Below are 16,261 nucleotides of genomic sequence, written 5' to 3' on the forward strand. Positions count from 1 at the left end.
CGAGTATAAGGAGAGGGGTATATGAAAAGGGAATTTGTTTTAACAGAAGAAGAAGAGAGTTTATTACTAGATATTCTATTTCAGCAAAATTATGCGAGTGAAATTTTATCTGTGGAAATTACAGATATTGAGAATGGCTTAAAACAGACAGATGTGACACAATATAAAAAAATCACAAGGTTATTTTACAGATTAAAAAATAAGGGGTATTAAGCGCTACCGGGATGGTAGTCTTTTTTTTGTGTTGTATGCTAAAATAGCTGTGTAATTTTGTTTTTATTGAAATAAAGTAAGGACAAAATAATAATATGAAAACGCTGTCATAAAATGTGAATAGAGTCGATGATTAAAAGTAGGAAAAAGGGAAAATGGGGGATGTAATATGATTAGTATTCCGAAAGACGAGTTTCAACAAATTTTTGTGAAAGATTTAATGATTTCATCAGAAAAAGTAGCACATGTCCAAATGGGGAATGGTTTAGAGCATGCTTTACTCGTTCTTGTGAAATCTGGATATTCGGCGATACCTGTTTTGGACCCGATGTATAAATTGCATGGGTTAATTAGTACTGCTATGATTTTAGATGGTATGTTAGGGTTAGAACGTATTGAGTTTGAAAGACTTGACGAAATGAAAGTAGAACAGGTGATGAAGGAAGACATTCCGGTTCTTAAGTTAGAAGATTCGTTTGCAAAAGCTTTAGAAATGACAATTGATCATCCTTTTATTTGCGCTGTCAATGAAGATGGGTATTTTGAGGGGATTTTAACACGTCGGGCTATTTTAAAATTGTTGAATAAAAAAGTAAGGCAACATAATCGATAATGTGAGAAAAGTGACTTCATAGAAGCGGAGAAGTCACTTTTTTTCGTGCATATCAGTTGTGTATGTATTATATTTAAAAAGATAAAAAATATAAGAGTATATAGTTAAATTAAGGATGAAAAGCTTATTGAGATAAGGTGTATGGAAGCTAAGGAAAGAGGGAGAAAGTTGCAAATTGATGATTTTCAAATGATGGTTGTGTTAGCTCAGGAATCGAATATGAGAAAAGCGGCGGAACGTTTATTTGTTTCACAACCTGCGCTTAGTCAACGATTACAATCTATGGAGAAACAATGGGGAATGAAGTTTTTTATTCGCTCACAAAAAGGATTGACAATTACACCTGAAGGGGAAAAAGTCGCAAATTATGCAAAAGAAATGCTACAAAAGGAAGAGGATATTAAAAGTGAGCTAGCTGTTTTTAGAACAGAAACTCACGGAACGTTAAAAATAGCTGTTGCATCAGTTATTGGTCAATATTGGCTTCCTCCTGTTTTGAAGAAGTTTGTACATAAATACCCTTCTGTGAAAATATCGCTGTTTACTGGCTGGAGTAGTGAAGTGCAAAAGCAATTTTATGAAGGAGACGTTCATGTTGCTATATTGAGAGGAACACAAGAATATAAAGGTCAGAAGCAACAATTATTTGAAGATGAACTTTATTTAGTGGATAAAGAAATAAAAGATATTACGATGTTAAAAGAAACAAATAGACCTTTTATTCAATTTAAAAGTGATTCGACTTATTATGGACAAATACAAAATTGGTGGTATGGTTTATTTTCTAATCCACCTAAGAGAACAATTGTGGTTGATCAAATTGAGACTTGCAAACAACTCGTTTTAAATGGTATAGGTTATGCTCTTCTACCTTCTACCGTTTTAAAAGAAGTACAGGAAAATATGTATAAAACACCTGTTCAATTAACGAGAGAAACATGGTTATTGACGAGTGAATCGGCCAGACAATTGAAGCAAGTAAGGGCATTTTTAGAAATTATAGAAGAAATTCAAATGGAAAAATAGGATTATTATCTTGCTACTCGCTCTATCGTTTGGTAGAGTAACATTATAAATGGATTTAGGAGGCAACAAGAATGAAAATGATGGACGCTAACGAAATTATTTCGTTTATTCAAAAAAGTGAAAAGAAAACTCCTGTAAAGGTATACATAAAAGGGGATTTAAAAGAAGTAACATTCCCTGAAACGGTACAAGCATTTGTAAATAAAAAGTCTGGTGTATTATTTGGAGAATGGTCTGAAATTAAGACAATTCTTGATGAAAATAGCAAGCACATTGTTGATTATGTTGTTGAAAATGACCGTCGTAATTCTGCAATTCCAATGCTTGATTTAAAAGGTATTAAAGCTCGTATTGAGCCAGGCGCGATTATTCGTGATCACGTTGAAATCGGCGACAACGCTGTTATTATGATGAATGCAACAATTAATATCGGTGCTGTAATTGGTGAAGGTACTATGATTGACATGAACGCGGTACTTGGTGGACGTGCAACTGTTGGTAAGAACTGTCACGTAGGTGCAGGTGCAGTACTTGCAGGTGTTATTGAGCCGCCTTCAGCAAAACCAGTTATCGTTGAAGATGATGTTGTAATTGGTGCAAACGTAGTTGTGTTAGAGGGAGTTACAGTAGGTAAGGGTGCAGTTGTAGCAGCAGGAGCTGTTGTAACAGAAGATGTACCTCCATATACAGTTGTTGCCGGTACTCCAGCACGTGTAATTAAAGAGATTGATGAGAAGACAAAAGCAAAAACTGAAATTAAACAAGAGCTTCGTCAATTAAACCCAGAGAAATAAACACAAAAAAGCGTAAGAGCATAACAGGCTCTTGCGCTTTTTATAGATAGAGGTGCAAAAATGGCAGTAAGCAAATTCGTTCAAATTCGTAGAGACTTACACAAAATACCGGAAATTGGATTTAAAGAGTGGAAAACACAACAGTATATTTTAGATTACATAGGAACGCTTTCGAATGAATATGTGGAAGTGAAAGTATGGAAAACGGGTGTCATTGTTAAAGTAAATGGAAAAAATCCAGAAAAAATTATCGGTTATCGCGCAGATATAGACGGTTTACCAATTACCGAAGAAACTGGATATGAGTTTGCTTCTATTCATGAAGGAATGATGCATGCATGTGGACACGATTTGCATACAACAATCGGTTTAGGCCTTCTAACAGCAGCTGTAACAGAAAGAATAGATGATGACCTTGTGTTTCTATTCCAACCAGCTGAAGAAGGACCAGGAGGGGCTCTTCCTATGTTAGAGAGTGAAGAGTTAAAAGAATGGAAGCCAAATATAATTCTTGGTCTTCATATTGCACCTGAATACGCTGTAGGAACAATTGCCACAAAAGAGGGGCTATTATTTGCAAATACATCAGAGTTATATGTTGATTTGAAAGGGAAAGGTGGACATGCAGCCTACCCGCATACTGCAAATGATATGATTGTAGCAGCAAGTCACCTTGTTACACAACTTCAATCCGTTATTAGTCGTAATGTGAATCCTCTTGATAGTGCAGTGATTACAATCGGAAAAATAACAGGTGGTACAGTTCAAAATATCATAGCAGAAAAGTCTCGGTTAGAAGGAACGATCCGAACGTTATCAGTGGAATCAATGAGGCGTGTTAAAAGTAGGATTGAGGCAATTGTTGCAGGTATAGAAGCTTCCTTCCAATGTGAAGCTATTATTGACTATGGAGCGATGTATCATCAAGTATATAACCATGAAGTATTAACGAGAGAGTTTATGCAGTTTGTAAGTGAACAAACTGATATGAATGTAATTACATGTACTGAGGCAATGACAGGGGAAGATTTTGGTTATATGCTTCAAGAGATTCCTGGATTTATGTTTTGGCTTGGTGTAAATTCAGAATATGGTTTACACCATGCAAAATTAAAACCAGATGAAGAGGTTATTGAGAAAGCTATCGCATTTTTAGATCAATATGTAAAGTGGAAAGGAACTAGAAAGTAAACTCGCTCGCCAACTTTGCAAAAACTTACAGTGGGTACTTATTAGTTCCAAGACGAAAACATCTTTCATATTTGTTTTGGATACACATTGGCATACAAATGGATAAAGTAATGAGCAGCGGTTTTGAGCCGCTGCTCATTATTCATTATCGCTTATTGAGAAGATGATTAGTTAACTAGCTTATATATGTTTACATTTCGTGTAGAAAGTGTGTAAAATCAAGGTGAAACATAGAAAAAAGGGTGGGGAATTACGTGCAAATTAGCAGTGCAATGTTGTGTTTCGTCTTATATGCGTATGTTATTATTGCGGCGGTGTATTTTGGGATAAGTTTTTATGCCTACCGTTTAGTAGATAATCATGAATATGACGAAACTTATAGATGGGTGAAAAGATATTTATCACCTGTATTAGAAATTATGAATGGGTTTGTGCTCTTTTTATTTATTGGATTAATTGCTTTCTCGACGAGTTTAGTAGGGAATAAAACGACATTATTTGTACTAGGTATCATTATTTTTATGTTGTTAGGGATACGGATTGGTAACACAGTGTTTTGGAATGAAAGAAAAGTAGATGGTTGGACTGGAATGTTAATCCCGTGTATGTTAGCGGCTATCGTGACAAACATAGAGCATGAGTATTATCAATTACATTTTTGGCTTATTATCGTTTTAACAATTCTTTCAGTTTTGTACATAAGTACGGTAGTACTCACATACATTGCACATGAAAAAGGTGATGTTAAAGGAACACGCTTCTTTAGAGGGCGAGCATTATTTTGGAGTGTGCCAACGATGGCTGTTATAGGAATTATTGCGATATTAGTAAATGGGTATCAATTTACTAATTGGCAACTGTTTTTAGAAAATTGGTGGATTTTCATCATTTCGTTTATCGCTTTTTTAGGTGCAACACATTATTTATTCCATCAACATCATTATATATTGGCATTGCTATTCGCATTTACACAACTATTATTTGCTTTCTTCGGACAAGAAACGTTATTATTCGTTTTTGAAACATTTAGTTCATTTGGAAATATATTTGTATTTGGTATGTTAATTTTCAGTATCGCATTTTATTTACAACAGTATTTTTATATGCAAAAACAAAAATAAGAATGAGATACAGGTTTTTGTAGCAAATCTAAAGTATGTTACAATAAAAATACATAGTATTCGATGTTATTGGAGGAATCCCTGTGGGTGAAAAAGAGAAAGAATTTGCTGTCATTGGGCTTGGACGTTTTGGTGGAAGCATTTGCCGAGAACTCGCTCAATTAGGTATGGAAGTAATGGCAATTGATTCAGATGAGGATAAAATTAATGAGTTTGCAAATATAGCTTCACATGCTGTAATTGCAGATTCAACAGATGAGATGGTATTAAAAAGTCTTGGTATTCGTAATTTTGATCATGTAGTCGTTGCTATTGGAGATAATTTAAATTCAAGTATTTTAACAACATTAATTTTGAAAGAATTAGGTGTAAAAAATATTACTGTAAAAGCTCAAAATGATTACCATGAAAAAGTGTTAAGTAAAATAGGGGCAGACCACATTGTGCATCCTGAGCGTGATATGGGAAAAAGGATTGCTAATAATATTGCATCAAGTAATGTATTAGACTATCTTGAGCTTTCAGATGAGCATAGTATTGTAGAGATTATTGCAAATAAAAAAATTGATGGTCATTCTTTAATCGAATTAGATATTCGTGCGAAGTTTGGATTGAATATTGTAGCGATTAAACGTGGTAAAGAAGTTATTGTATCTCCTCGAGCTACGGAAAATATTCAAGCGGGAGATATATTAATTGTAATTGGTCATGACGATGAAGTAGATCGTTTTAAACACTTTTTAAGATAAGAAAAAAGGACAATACCACGAAGGTATTGTCCTTTTTCTTATATTTCCATAATGATTGGTAAAATCATTGGGCGACGTTTTGTTTTCTCATATAGGAATGGTGCTAATGTATCTGTAATTTCATTTTTAATTTCAGACCATTGTGTTGTTTTACGCTCCATTACTTTTTCTAAATGAGTTGTAATTAATGTTTGAGCATCATTAATTAAATCACTACTTTCGCGCATATACACGAAACCACGTGAGATAATATCAGGTCCTGCTGCAACTTTAAACTCTTTCATATCAATGCTTACAACTACAATAACAAGTCCTTCTTCAGAAAGAATACGACGATCGCGTAATACGATATTACCGATATCTCCAATACCATTTCCGTCAATATAGACAGATCCAGATGGTATTTTACCAGCTACGCTTGCTTCATCAGAACGAAGAGCAAGAACATCTCCATTATCCATGATGAAACAGTTTTCTTCTGGAATACCACAATCGTTTGCTAACTTCATATGCATACGTTGCATGCGATATTCACCATGAATTGGCATGAAATACTTCGGTTTAATTAGACGAAGCATTAGTTTTTGTTCTTCTTGTCCACCGTGTCCACTCGTATGAATGTTTGACAGTTTCCCGTGGATTACATCAGCACCAGCACGATACAACATGTTAATTGTACGGCTTACACTAATTGTATTACCAGGGATTGGTGAAGAAGAGAAAACAACTGTGTCGCCAGGAATGATTTGAATTTGACGATGAGTACCATTAGCAATACGTGAAAGTGCTGCCATTGGCTCACCTTGACTACCTGTACATAAAATAACAACTTTATTAGCCGGTAGGCGGTTTAGTTGAGCTGTATCTATGAATGTATCCTTCGGACAGCGAATATAACCAAGGTTTTGTCCGATTTCAATCGCCGCTTCCATACTGCGACCGAACACAGCCACTTTACGATTGTTTTCAACAGCCGCTTCAACAACTTGTTGTAGACGATGGATATTTGATGCAAAGGTTGCAAAGATAATACGACCTTCTACTTTGCGGAAAATATCTTGAATACTATCACCAACACGGCGCTCAGACATTGTAAAGTTTGGAACTTCACTGTTTGTACTGTCAGATAAGAGACAAAGTACGCCGTCTTTTCCGATTTCAGCCATTTTTGTTAAGTCCGCTGGTTCACCGACTGGTGTGAAATCAAATTTGAAATCGCCAGTATGAACAACTTGTCCTTGAGGTGTTTTCACAACAACTCCGTATGAATCTGGGATACTGTGAGTTGTACGGAAGAAGGAAACAGATGTCTTTTTAAATTTAATAACATCATCTTCTTGAATTTCATAAAGTTTTGCTTTACGAAGTAATCCGTGCTCTTCTAATTTGTTTTTGATTAGTGCAATTGCTAATTTTCCGCCATAAATCGGGATGTTTACTTGACGTAATAAGTAAGGAATTCCACCGATATGATCTTCGTGACCATGTGTAATGAATAATCCTTTAATTTTATCTTCGTTTCGCACAAAATAAGTGTAATCTGGTATTACATAATCGATTCCGAGGAGTTCGTCTTCTGGAAATTTAATTCCAGCATCAATAATAATAATTTCATCTTGAAATTGAACAGCATATGTATTTTTACCGATTTCACCAAGTCCACCTAAAGCAAAAACGGCTGCTTGATCATTCTTTAGAAATTTCATATGACTATACGATTTCCGCTAATGTTAAATCAGCGTTTTCTTTTTCATATTCAAGATGAGCACCAGTAACAGACTGAACGAACTCGATATTATATGCGAACTTATTTAATTTCTTACGAACATCCTTTTCAGACGTAGCCTCTAAATATAAAACTTTTGTATTTTCACGTACTGGAACCTCAGTCAATTTTACTTGATAAAATACTTTAAAAATCATTTGGAAAACCTCTCCTTGTCTATGTTTTGCATTATCTGTTACTTATTATAAAGCAAACAGTCACGATTTTCATGTTTTTTCGAATGAGAATGAAGAAAAAGCCCGAAATGGGCACAATTTAAGCGATTGTCTTTTTACGGACTAGATCTTTTAAATAACGCTTGAGCTTTTTCTTCAGCTTCTTCAGCATGATTACTCCTTCCTTTCCTTATTTTAAACATGCATATTACTAGTGAAAACTCCGTCTCTGATATAAGAAAGAAGACAAAAGTGAATGTTGAATCTTGTCCTTTCTCATACAGGGAAAGTTATTCTATAGTAACGATTAGTAGCCGTTAGTTATAGGTATAGTATGAGAAAGAATAGAAAAGAAAATTCATACGAACAAGTATCCACATTTTTTACTAATATATATATGCAGGTTTCATAAATAAGGTCAGAAAGTGAACGCTTTCTTCACAGATGTTTAATATGTTATACTTTTTTTTAGAATTTGAAAAGTGATAATCAAAATAGGAATATAGAGTAACGGAAAGGATTTTGACAAATGAATGATAAAATTGTCTTTTTTGATATTGATGGAACATTATTAGATCACGATAAGAAGATTCCGCAATCTACACGAGATGCAGTAAGACATTTACAAGAAAAAGGTGTGCATGTAGCAATTGCGACAGGACGTGCGCCATTTATGTTTGAAGATATTCGTGAGGAACTCAATATACATAATTATGTTAGCTTTAATGGACAGTACGTTGTATTTGAAGATGAGGTAATATTTAATAACCCGTTACATCCAGCTGCCTTACATAAGTTTACTCAGTTTGCAAAACAAGAAGGATATCCACTTGTATATCTGGATCATCAAGAAATGAGAGCATCAGTAGAATATCATGATTATGTGAAAGAAGGTTTTGGAAGCTTAAACTTTGAACATCCGGCATATGAACCTGATTTCTATGAGAAACGTAATATTTATCAAACACTTCTTTTCTGTGAAGTGAATGAAGAAGAAAAGTTTATTAATCATTACCCAGACTTTCATTTTATTCGCTGGCATGCATATTCAATGGATATTATTCCGAATGGTGGTTCGAAGGCAAAAGGAATTGAGAAATTTATTGAAAAATTAGGATTTACCCGTGAACAAGTGTATGCATTTGGAGATGGCTTAAATGATTTAGAAATGATCGAAGCAGTTGGGACAGGTATTGTGATGGGGAATGGTCACGAAGACTTGAAAAAACTTGCAAATCATGTGACAAAGGATGTTAGTGAAGACGGCATATATCATGGCTTAAAATGGGCTGGATTGCTATAAGTGAATATGGAACCCATTTCATATAAAAAAGGCGGAAGATTAACTCCCGCCTTTTTTATTATCGCTCTAGAGGTTTTGAATCGTCAGGAGCAGCAAATGGATTTTCTTTATTAATGTGGTCATAGAACATAACACCATTTAAATGGTCAATCTCATGCTGAAATACAATTGCTGGTAAACCTTTTAAACGTAATTTTACTTCTTCGCCGTTGATAGATGTTGCTTTCACTGTAATTCTTGTGTAACGAGGGACATAACCAGGTACTTCGCGGTCTACTGATAGACAGCCTTCCCCGCTTTGTAAATATGTACGTTCAACAGAATGACTAATGATTTTGGGGTTGAATAATGCATGACTATATAACGTACCGTCAGTATCAGTTACATGAACCGCAATCATTTTCTTTGAAATACCGATTTGTGGAGCTGCTAATCCGATTCCAGGGCGTAAACTATATTTTTCAGCCATTTCAGGATCTTGGCTATTTATTACAAATTCAATCATTTCTTTAAGGGTAGTTGTATCTTCTTCGCTCGCCGGTATTGATACCTCTTCTGCAACGTTTCGCAAAATAGGATCTCCTTCGCGAATTACATCTTTCATTGTAAGCATATGTAATCTCTCCTTTCTTCTTTAGTCTACCAAAGGAGATGGAAAAAGTCATCGACAAGTAGGGAAGCGCTTTGGAAAGCGTTCTACTATAGAATATTTATGTATGTAATAAAAAGAAAAGACGGCAAAGCCGTCTGTTTCTTCCATAGTTGTTTCATTTTACATTAGCGAATGCAAGCAGCACCAACGATAATTAAAAGAATAAACAACACAACGATTAAGGCGAAGCCGCGTCCAGACCCGCCACAAGAACCGCCATAACCGTAGGAAGGATTTGAACAAGTTGGATAGCAATATGAGTATCCGTACATGAGATGACCTCCTTTATCATTTCCCGCTAACACTGCGGTTACTATAATGTATGGAGGGAAGGATAGAAATGTATGGGTAATTACCTATAAAAGGAAGAAGAGTTTGTATATTTTTGCTAAGAAGAGAGAAAAACTAAAGAGAATTAAATCGTTTACATATTATTCTAAGAGAAAAAATAAGTTGAAAAGGGAATAATATAACAGTAGGTTAATGCTTACTAATACAGATGTGAAAAATAAAAACACGTTTGTGTAGAAGAAACCTGCAGATTATTTATAAAAAAACGTAACCAAAGTAATTGACATCGTAATTAGAATAGTTGTAAACTAAAAAACGTGATCAAGATTGTATTAATATGTTTCTGAAAAAACATTAGTACAGATTGTTAGGTACACAAAATTATTCTCAACCGACAGATAAATTTGTTGGTTTACATTGTTGCGTTTTCAGTCTAGCTAATAGATAGTGAAAGCGTTTCAGAATATGGTTCAAGAGAGGAAGAGGTGAACGGAATGGGTACTAAAACAAAAAAGACCCTATTTAATGTTGATGAGCAAATGAAAGCTATCGCAGCTCAATTTGAGACATTACAAATTTTAAATGAAAAAGGCGAAGTTGTGAATGAAGCAGCTATGCCTGAATTATCTGATGATCAATTAAAAGAATTAATGCGCCGTATGGTGTATACTCGCGTACTAGATCAACGTTCTATTTCTTTAAACCGTCAAGGACGTTTAGGTTTCTACGCACCAACAGCTGGACAAGAGGCTTCTCAATTAGCAAGTCATTTCGCACTTGAAGCAGAAGATTTCATCTTACCAGGATATCGTGATGTGCCACAATTAGTATGGCACGGTTTACCATTATACCAAGCATTCTTATTCTCTCGTGGACATTTCATGGGTAACCAAATGCCTGAGAATGTAAATGCACTTGCTCCACAAATCATTATCGGTGCGCAAATCATCCAAACTGCTGGTGTTGCGTTAGGTATGAAACTACGTGGTAAAAAATCTGTTGCAATTACTTACACTGGTGACGGTGGTGCTTCACAAGGTGACTTCTACGAAGGTATGAACTTTGCGGGTGCATTCAAAGCTCCAGCAATCTTCGTTGTACAAAACAACCGTTATGCAATCTCTACTCCAGTAGAAAAGCAATCTGCAGCTAAAACTGTAGCACAAAAAGCAGTAGCAGCAGGTATTTACGGAATTCAAGTAGACGGTATGGATCCATTAGCTGTATACGCAGCAACTGCTTTCGCTCGTGAGCGTGCAGTAAACGGCGAAGGCCCTACTTTAATCGAGACTTTAACATTCCGTTACGGTCCACATACAATGGCTGGTGATGACCCAACTCGTTACCGTACAAAAGATATCGAGAACGAATGGGAACAAAAAGATCCAATCGTACGCTTCCGTGTATTCTTAGAAAACAAAGGCCTATGGTCTCAAGAAGTTGAAGAGAAAGTAATCGAAGAAGCAAAAGAAGATATCAAACAAGCAATTGCTAAGGCTGACCAAGCTCCAAAACAAAAAGTTACTGATTTAATGGAAATCATGTACGAAAAAATGCCTTACAACTTAGCTGAACAATATGAAATTTACAAAGAAAAGGAGTCGAAGTAAGCCATGGCTCAAATGACAATGATTCAAGCAATCACTGATGCTTTACGCGTTGAAATGAAAAATGACCCTAACGTACTTGTGTTTGGTGAAGACGTTGGTGTAAACGGCGGTGTATTCCGTGCTACTGAAGGTTTACAAGCTGAATTCGGTGAAGATCGTGTAATGGATACTCCACTTGCAGAGTCTGGTATTGGTGGACTTGCAGTTGGACTTGCATTAGAAGGCTTCCGTCCAGTTCCAGAAATCCAATTCTTCGGTTTCATTTATGAAGTAATGGATTCAGTTTCTGGTCAATTAGCTCGTATGCGTTACCGTTCTGGTGGACGTTGGACTGCTCCAGTAACAATTCGTTCTCCATTCGGTGGCGGTGTTCATACTCCTGAACTACATGCTGATAGCTTAGAAGGATTAGTGGCTCAACAACCTGGTCTAAAAGTTGTTATTCCATCTACTCCATACGATGCAAAAGGTCTTTTAATCTCTGCGATTCGTGACAACGATCCAGTTATCTACTTAGAGCATATGAAATTGTACCGTTCATTCCGTCAAGATGTACCAGAAGGCGATTACACAATTGATTTAGGTAAAGCTGATATCAAACGTGAAGGTACAGATGTATCTGTTATCGCTTACGGTGCTATGGTTCATGCTGCATTAAAAGCTGCTGAAGAACTTGAAAAAGAAGGTATCTCTTTAGAGGTAGTTGACTTACGTACAGTTCAACCATTAGATATCGAAACAATCATCGCTTCTGTTGAAAAAACAGGCCGCGTAGTTGTAGTTCAAGAAGCACAAAAACAAGCTGGTATTGCAGCTAACGTTGTAGCGGAAATTAACGACCGTGCAATCTTAAACTTAGAAGCTCCAGTTGTACGTGTTGCAGCTGCTGATACAGTATTCCCATTCTCTCAAGCTGAGAGCGTATGGTTACCAAACCATAAAGATATTGTTGAAGCTGTTAACAAAGTAATGAACTTCTAATTTTTAGCTTTTCATGTGCAAAAGAAATCAGCACATGCTGGTTTCTTTTGTACATATTCCATAATAATGAAATGAATCAGGGGGCTGAATTCCGTGGCATTTGAATTTAAACTACCAGATATCGGTGAAGGTATCCACGAAGGTGAAATCGTAAAATGGTTTATTAAACCAGGCGATGAAGTAAACGAAGACGATGTACTTCTTGAAGTACAAAATGATAAAGCAGTAGTAGAAATCCCTTCTCCTGTTAAAGGTAAAGTACTTGAAGTACTTGTAGAAGAAGGAACAGTTGCAATTGTAGGAGATACATTAATTAAATTTGATGCTCCTGGATACGAAAACCTTAAATTTAAAGGTGACGATCATGATGCAGCTCCAAAAGCTGAAGAAGCAGCAGTAGAAGCTCCAGCAGCGGAAGCTACTCCAGCAGCAACTGCAGAAGTAGTAAATGAGCGCGTAATCGCTATGCCATCTGTTCGTAAATATGCTCGTGAAAACGGCGTAGACATTCATAAAGTAGCTGGTTCTGGTAAGAACGGCCGTATCGTAAAAGCTGACATCGATGCATTTGCAAATGGTGGACAAGCAGTAGCAGCAACTGAGGCTCCAGCAGCAGTAGAAGCTACTCCAGCAGCAGCGAAAGAAGAAGCACCAAAAGCACAACCAATCCCAGCTGGTGAATATCCAGAAACTCGTGAGAAAATGAGTGGTATCCGTAAAGCGATTGCTAAAGCAATGGTTAACTCTAAGCATACAGCTCCTCACGTAACATTAATGGATGAAGTAGATGTAACAGAACTTGTTGCTCACCGTAAGAAGTTCAAAGCTGTTGCAGCTGACAAAGGTATTAAATTAACTTACCTTCCATACGTTGTTAAAGCTTTAACATCTGCATTACGTGAATACCCAATGTTAAACACTTCTTTAGATGATGCTTCTCAAGAAGTAGTTCATAAACATTACTTCAACATCGGTATCGCAGCTGATACAGACAAAGGTCTATTAGTACCAGTTGTTAAAGATACAGATCGCAAGTCTATCTTCACTATTTCTAACGAGATCAATGATCTTGCTGGTAAAGCACGTGACGGTCGTTTAGCTCCGGCTGAAATGAAAGGTGCTTCTTGCACAATTACAAACATTGGTTCTGCAGGTGGACAATGGTTCACTCCAGTTATCAATCACCCAGAAGTAGCAATCCTTGGTATCGGCCGTATCGCTGAGAAGCCAGTTGTGAAAAACGGTGAAATCGTTGCAGCTCCAGTATTAGCATTATCTCTAAGCTTTGACCATCGTTTAATTGACGGCGCAACTGCTCAAAAAGCATTAAACCAAATTAAACGTCTATTGAATGACCCACAATTATTAGTAATGGAGGCGTAATAACAATGGTAGTAGGAGATTTCCCAATTGAATTAGATACAGTCGTTGTTGGTGCAGGTCCTGGTGGATACGTTGCGGCAATTCGTGCAGCACAATTAGGTCAAAAGGTAGCAATTATCGAAAAAGCTAACCTTGGTGGCGTATGCTTAAACGTTGGATGTATTCCTTCAAAAGCGTTAATCAATGCAGGTCATCGTTATGAGAATGCAATGCATTCTGATGACATGGGTATCACTGCAGAGAACGTAAAAGTTGACTTTACAAAAGTTCAAGAATGGAAAAACGGCGTAGTTAAGAAATTAACTGGCGGTGTTGAAGGCCTTCTTAAAGGTAACAAAGTTGAAATCATTCGCGGTGAAGCTTACTTCGTAGATGCTAATACATTACGCGTAATGACTGAAGATGCAGCACAAACGTATACGTTTAAAAATGCTGTTCTTGCAACTGGTTCTACACCAATCGAAATTCCAGGATTCAAATACTCTAAACGTGTTATCAACTCTACAGGTGCTTTAAGCTTACCTGAAATTCCTAAAAAACTTGTTGTAATCGGCGGCGGTTACATCGGTATGGAATTAGGAACTGCATATGCTAACTTCGGTACAGAAGTTACTGTAGTAGAAGCTGGCGACGAAATCTTAGCTGGTTTCGAAAAAGCTATGAGCTCTGTTGTTAAACGTGCTCTTCAAAAGAAAGGTAACGTAAATATCCATACAAAAGCTATGGCTAAAGGCGTTGAAGAAACAGAAACTGGCGTAAAAGTTAGCTTTGAAGTTAAAGGTGAAATCCAAACTGTAGAAGCAGATTACGTATTAGTAACTGTAGGTCGTCGTCCAAACACTCAAGAAATTGGTCTTGAGCAAGTTGGAGTTAAAATGACTGACCGCGGCATCATCGAAATCGATGAGCAATGTCGTACAAACGTATCAAACATCTATGCAATCGGTGATATCGTTCCTGGACCACCATTAGCTCACAAAGCTTCTTACGAAGGTAAAGTAGCTGTTGAAGCAATTAGTGGCCATGCATCAGCAATCGATTACATCGGAATTCCTGCAGTATGCTTCACTGATCCTGAATTAGCATCTGTTGGTTACACTAAGAAACAAGCTGAAGAAGCAGGAATGACAGTAGCTGTATCTAAGTTCCCATTCGCTGCTAACGGTCGTGCATTATCATTAAACAGCACTGACGGTTTCCTACAACTTGTAACACGTAAAGAAGATGGTCTTCTTGTAGGTGCTCAAGTTGCAGGTGCAGGCGCTTCTGATATTATCTCTGAGATTGGTTTAGCTATCGAAGCTGGAATGACAGCAGAAGATATCGCTCAAACAATCCACGCTCACCCAACATTAGGTGAGATCACAATGGAAGCAGCTGAAGTTGCTCTTGGAATGCCAATTCACATTGTAAAATAATTTAAGTAATGAAAATAACCCCTCTCTTATTTAAAGAGAGGGGTTATTTTTATTTTAATAAAATGGCTTGCAAGGTCTTTATGTGTACTTGTCGAATGAATATATAATACTTTAAATGAATCGTTAGAACATATGTTAATTCAAAAGTAGTATATATGCTTTCGTATAATATGTAATTGATTCAAACTTAATCCCATATATTAATAAAATAGAGCATGTCAAAGGAGAAGGTTCCATGAGAATATTACATGTTATATTTTATCATTTTTTATTATGGAGTGGTTTTTCCGTAGTATTATCATTGTCAAATGGTGATAAGTTGCATTACAAAGTAATGCTATTCTTTGTATTTCTTTATTTAGCATATGTGATCGCATATTTTGTATTGCACATCAGAAAGCAGGCATTATTCCTTACGTGTTCAAATTGCATACTTTTTTTAATTGTATATTCTATTTTTTAAATTAACGTTTATAGAAATACATTGTTCTTCCATTAAATAATTGTAATTCTCCTTCTAATTTCTTCGCTAGAAAACGGCAAAATTCATTTGCTTTTCCTTTATCACCAAATGTTGCATTAGGTGGTAAAGAAATCTGAATAAAAGATTGTTCCTTTTCTATACCAACACCAACATATATGGAGTCATATCGATCGTGAGTAGCTTGTAGTTTTAATGTTGTTGCTGATGTATCTAAAATTTCATAAGGAAAAGCGGTATTTGTATAAGCGTAATTAATTTGAACACCAGTTTTGGAAGTAACTGTTTTATAGCACTGAAAAAGTTGTTTTATATCATCTGTTGAAACAGTTTGTTGATTGGATTTAGGTACAAGCGTAATAAAGGCATGTTGCATATAAGTTCCTCCTAACTTAGTAGAATACTATCATTCTACATCCTACTGAATTTTTTGACAATTAAAAGGAGTATTCCTTTTTTTGTTTAATATACTAATGAAAGGTGATGTAGAAAGG

Annotated in this window: 18 protein-coding genes; 13 read left to right on the forward strand and 5 right to left on the reverse strand. The window is 36.1% G+C overall.

Translation table 11 applies throughout. The features are described 5' to 3' along the window. The first annotated feature begins 21 nt into the window (after nt 1-21). The 7 genes from abbA (at nt 22) to QEP67_RS07490 (ending at nt 5,707) form a co-directional block, all read left to right on the forward strand. Complete coding sequence (abbA, locus tag QEP67_RS07460; RefSeq protein WP_000817795.1) at nt 22-213, forward strand: antirepressor AbbA; 192 nt, start codon at nt 22-24, stop codon at nt 211-213. Nucleotides 214-382: 169 nt separating this feature from the next. Next, nucleotides 383-826, forward strand: a complete 444-nt coding sequence (cbpB, locus tag QEP67_RS07465) for a cyclic-di-AMP-binding protein CbpB (RefSeq protein WP_000623572.1) — start codon at nt 383-385, stop codon at nt 824-826. A gap of 141 nt (nt 827-967) precedes the next feature. Next, entirely contained in the window at nt 968-1,852 is an 885-nt protein-coding gene (locus QEP67_RS07470) for a LysR family transcriptional regulator (protein ID WP_002008407.1), read from the forward strand. Between the two features lie 71 nt (nt 1,853-1,923). Continuing rightward, entirely contained in the window at nt 1,924-2,646 is a 723-nt protein-coding gene (gene dapD / locus QEP67_RS07475) for a 2,3,4,5-tetrahydropyridine-2,6-dicarboxylate N-acetyltransferase (protein ID WP_000783245.1), read from the forward strand. Between the two features lie 60 nt (nt 2,647-2,706). Beyond that, nucleotides 2,707-3,837 (forward strand): N-acetyldiaminopimelate deacetylase, encoded by a 1,131-nt coding sequence (locus QEP67_RS07480; protein ID WP_000301170.1) that lies wholly within the window; start codon nt 2,707-2,709, stop codon nt 3,835-3,837. Nucleotides 3,838-4,091: 254 nt separating this feature from the next. After that, nucleotides 4,092-4,958: a hypothetical protein gene (locus QEP67_RS07485; RefSeq protein WP_001167333.1), complete on the forward strand. Its 867-nt coding sequence runs from the start codon at nt 4,092-4,094 to the stop codon at nt 4,956-4,958. A gap of 83 nt (nt 4,959-5,041) precedes the next feature. Continuing rightward, nucleotides 5,042-5,707 carry a TrkA family potassium uptake protein gene (locus QEP67_RS07490; protein WP_000504032.1) on the forward strand — a complete coding sequence of 222 codons (666 nt, stop codon included), beginning with the start codon at nt 5,042-5,044 and terminating at the stop codon, nt 5,705-5,707. Between the two features lie 38 nt (nt 5,708-5,745). Here the strand turns inward: QEP67_RS07490 and rnjA are convergent, their stop codons facing one another. Together rnjA and QEP67_RS07500 are read right to left on the reverse strand one after the other, a co-directional pair. After that, a complete protein-coding gene (gene rnjA, locus QEP67_RS07495) occupies nt 5,746-7,413 on the reverse strand; it encodes a ribonuclease J1 (RefSeq protein WP_000670370.1) in 1,668 nt (555 codons plus the stop codon). Between the two features lie 4 nt (nt 7,414-7,417). After that, nucleotides 7,418-7,630, reverse strand: a complete 213-nt coding sequence (locus tag QEP67_RS07500; RefSeq protein ID WP_000576445.1) for a DNA-dependent RNA polymerase subunit epsilon — start codon at nt 7,628-7,630, stop codon at nt 7,418-7,420. Between the two features lie 547 nt (nt 7,631-8,177). Between QEP67_RS07500 and QEP67_RS07505 the strand changes: the two genes are divergently transcribed. Continuing rightward, entirely contained in the window at nt 8,178-8,951 is a 774-nt protein-coding gene (locus QEP67_RS07505; protein ID WP_000998281.1) for a Cof-type HAD-IIB family hydrolase, read from the forward strand. Nucleotides 8,952-9,009: 58 nt separating this feature from the next. Here the strand turns inward: QEP67_RS07505 and def are convergent, their stop codons facing one another. Beyond that, on the reverse strand, nt 9,010-9,564 hold the full coding sequence (gene def / locus QEP67_RS07510) for a peptide deformylase (RefSeq protein WP_000957045.1): 555 nt from the start codon (nt 9,562-9,564) through the stop codon (nt 9,010-9,012). A gap of 164 nt (nt 9,565-9,728) precedes the next feature. Next, on the reverse strand, nt 9,729-9,875 hold the full coding sequence (locus QEP67_RS07515) for a YjcZ family sporulation protein (RefSeq protein ID WP_000274561.1): 147 nt from the start codon (nt 9,873-9,875) through the stop codon (nt 9,729-9,731). 513 nt (nt 9,876-10,388) lie between these two features. Here QEP67_RS07515 and pdhA point away from each other — a divergent pair. The 5 genes from pdhA (at nt 10,389) to QEP67_RS07540 (ending at nt 15,749) form a co-directional block, all read left to right on the forward strand. Then, nucleotides 10,389-11,504 carry a pyruvate dehydrogenase E1 component subunit alpha gene (pdhA, locus tag QEP67_RS07520; RefSeq protein ID WP_071741812.1) on the forward strand — a complete coding sequence of 372 codons (1,116 nt, stop codon included), beginning with the start codon at nt 10,389-10,391 and terminating at the stop codon, nt 11,502-11,504. A 3-nt stretch (nt 11,505-11,507) separates the two neighbouring features. After that, nucleotides 11,508-12,485: a pyruvate dehydrogenase complex E1 component subunit beta gene (gene pdhB, locus QEP67_RS07525; RefSeq protein ID WP_000068162.1), complete on the forward strand. Its 978-nt coding sequence runs from the start codon at nt 11,508-11,510 to the stop codon at nt 12,483-12,485. Between the two features lie 93 nt (nt 12,486-12,578). Then, nucleotides 12,579-13,868 carry a pyruvate dehydrogenase complex dihydrolipoyllysine-residue acetyltransferase gene (gene pdhC, locus QEP67_RS07530; protein WP_000863412.1) on the forward strand — a complete coding sequence of 430 codons (1,290 nt, stop codon included), beginning with the start codon at nt 12,579-12,581 and terminating at the stop codon, nt 13,866-13,868. Between the two features lie 5 nt (nt 13,869-13,873). Continuing rightward, nucleotides 13,874-15,286 (forward strand): dihydrolipoyl dehydrogenase, encoded by a 1,413-nt coding sequence (lpdA, locus tag QEP67_RS07535; protein ID WP_000260106.1) that lies wholly within the window; start codon nt 13,874-13,876, stop codon nt 15,284-15,286. Between the two features lie 235 nt (nt 15,287-15,521). Continuing rightward, nucleotides 15,522-15,749, forward strand: a complete 228-nt coding sequence (locus QEP67_RS07540; RefSeq protein WP_001221352.1) for a hypothetical protein — start codon at nt 15,522-15,524, stop codon at nt 15,747-15,749. Between the two features lies 1 nt (nt 15,750). On the opposite strand, the gene QEP67_RS07545 is transcribed toward QEP67_RS07540, so the two are convergent. Further along, the gene (locus QEP67_RS07545) at nt 15,751-16,143 is read right to left on the reverse strand and encodes a DUF1885 family protein (protein ID WP_001163317.1); all 393 of its coding nucleotides are present in this window, start codon (nt 16,141-16,143) and stop codon (nt 15,751-15,753) included. Between the last annotated feature and the right edge of the window lie 118 nt (nt 16,144-16,261).

The sequence above is a fragment of the Bacillus cereus group sp. MS39 genome, from assembly GCF_040448665.1.
GTDB classification, from domain to species: domain Bacteria; phylum Bacillota; class Bacilli; order Bacillales; family Bacillaceae_G; genus Bacillus_A; species Bacillus_A wiedmannii.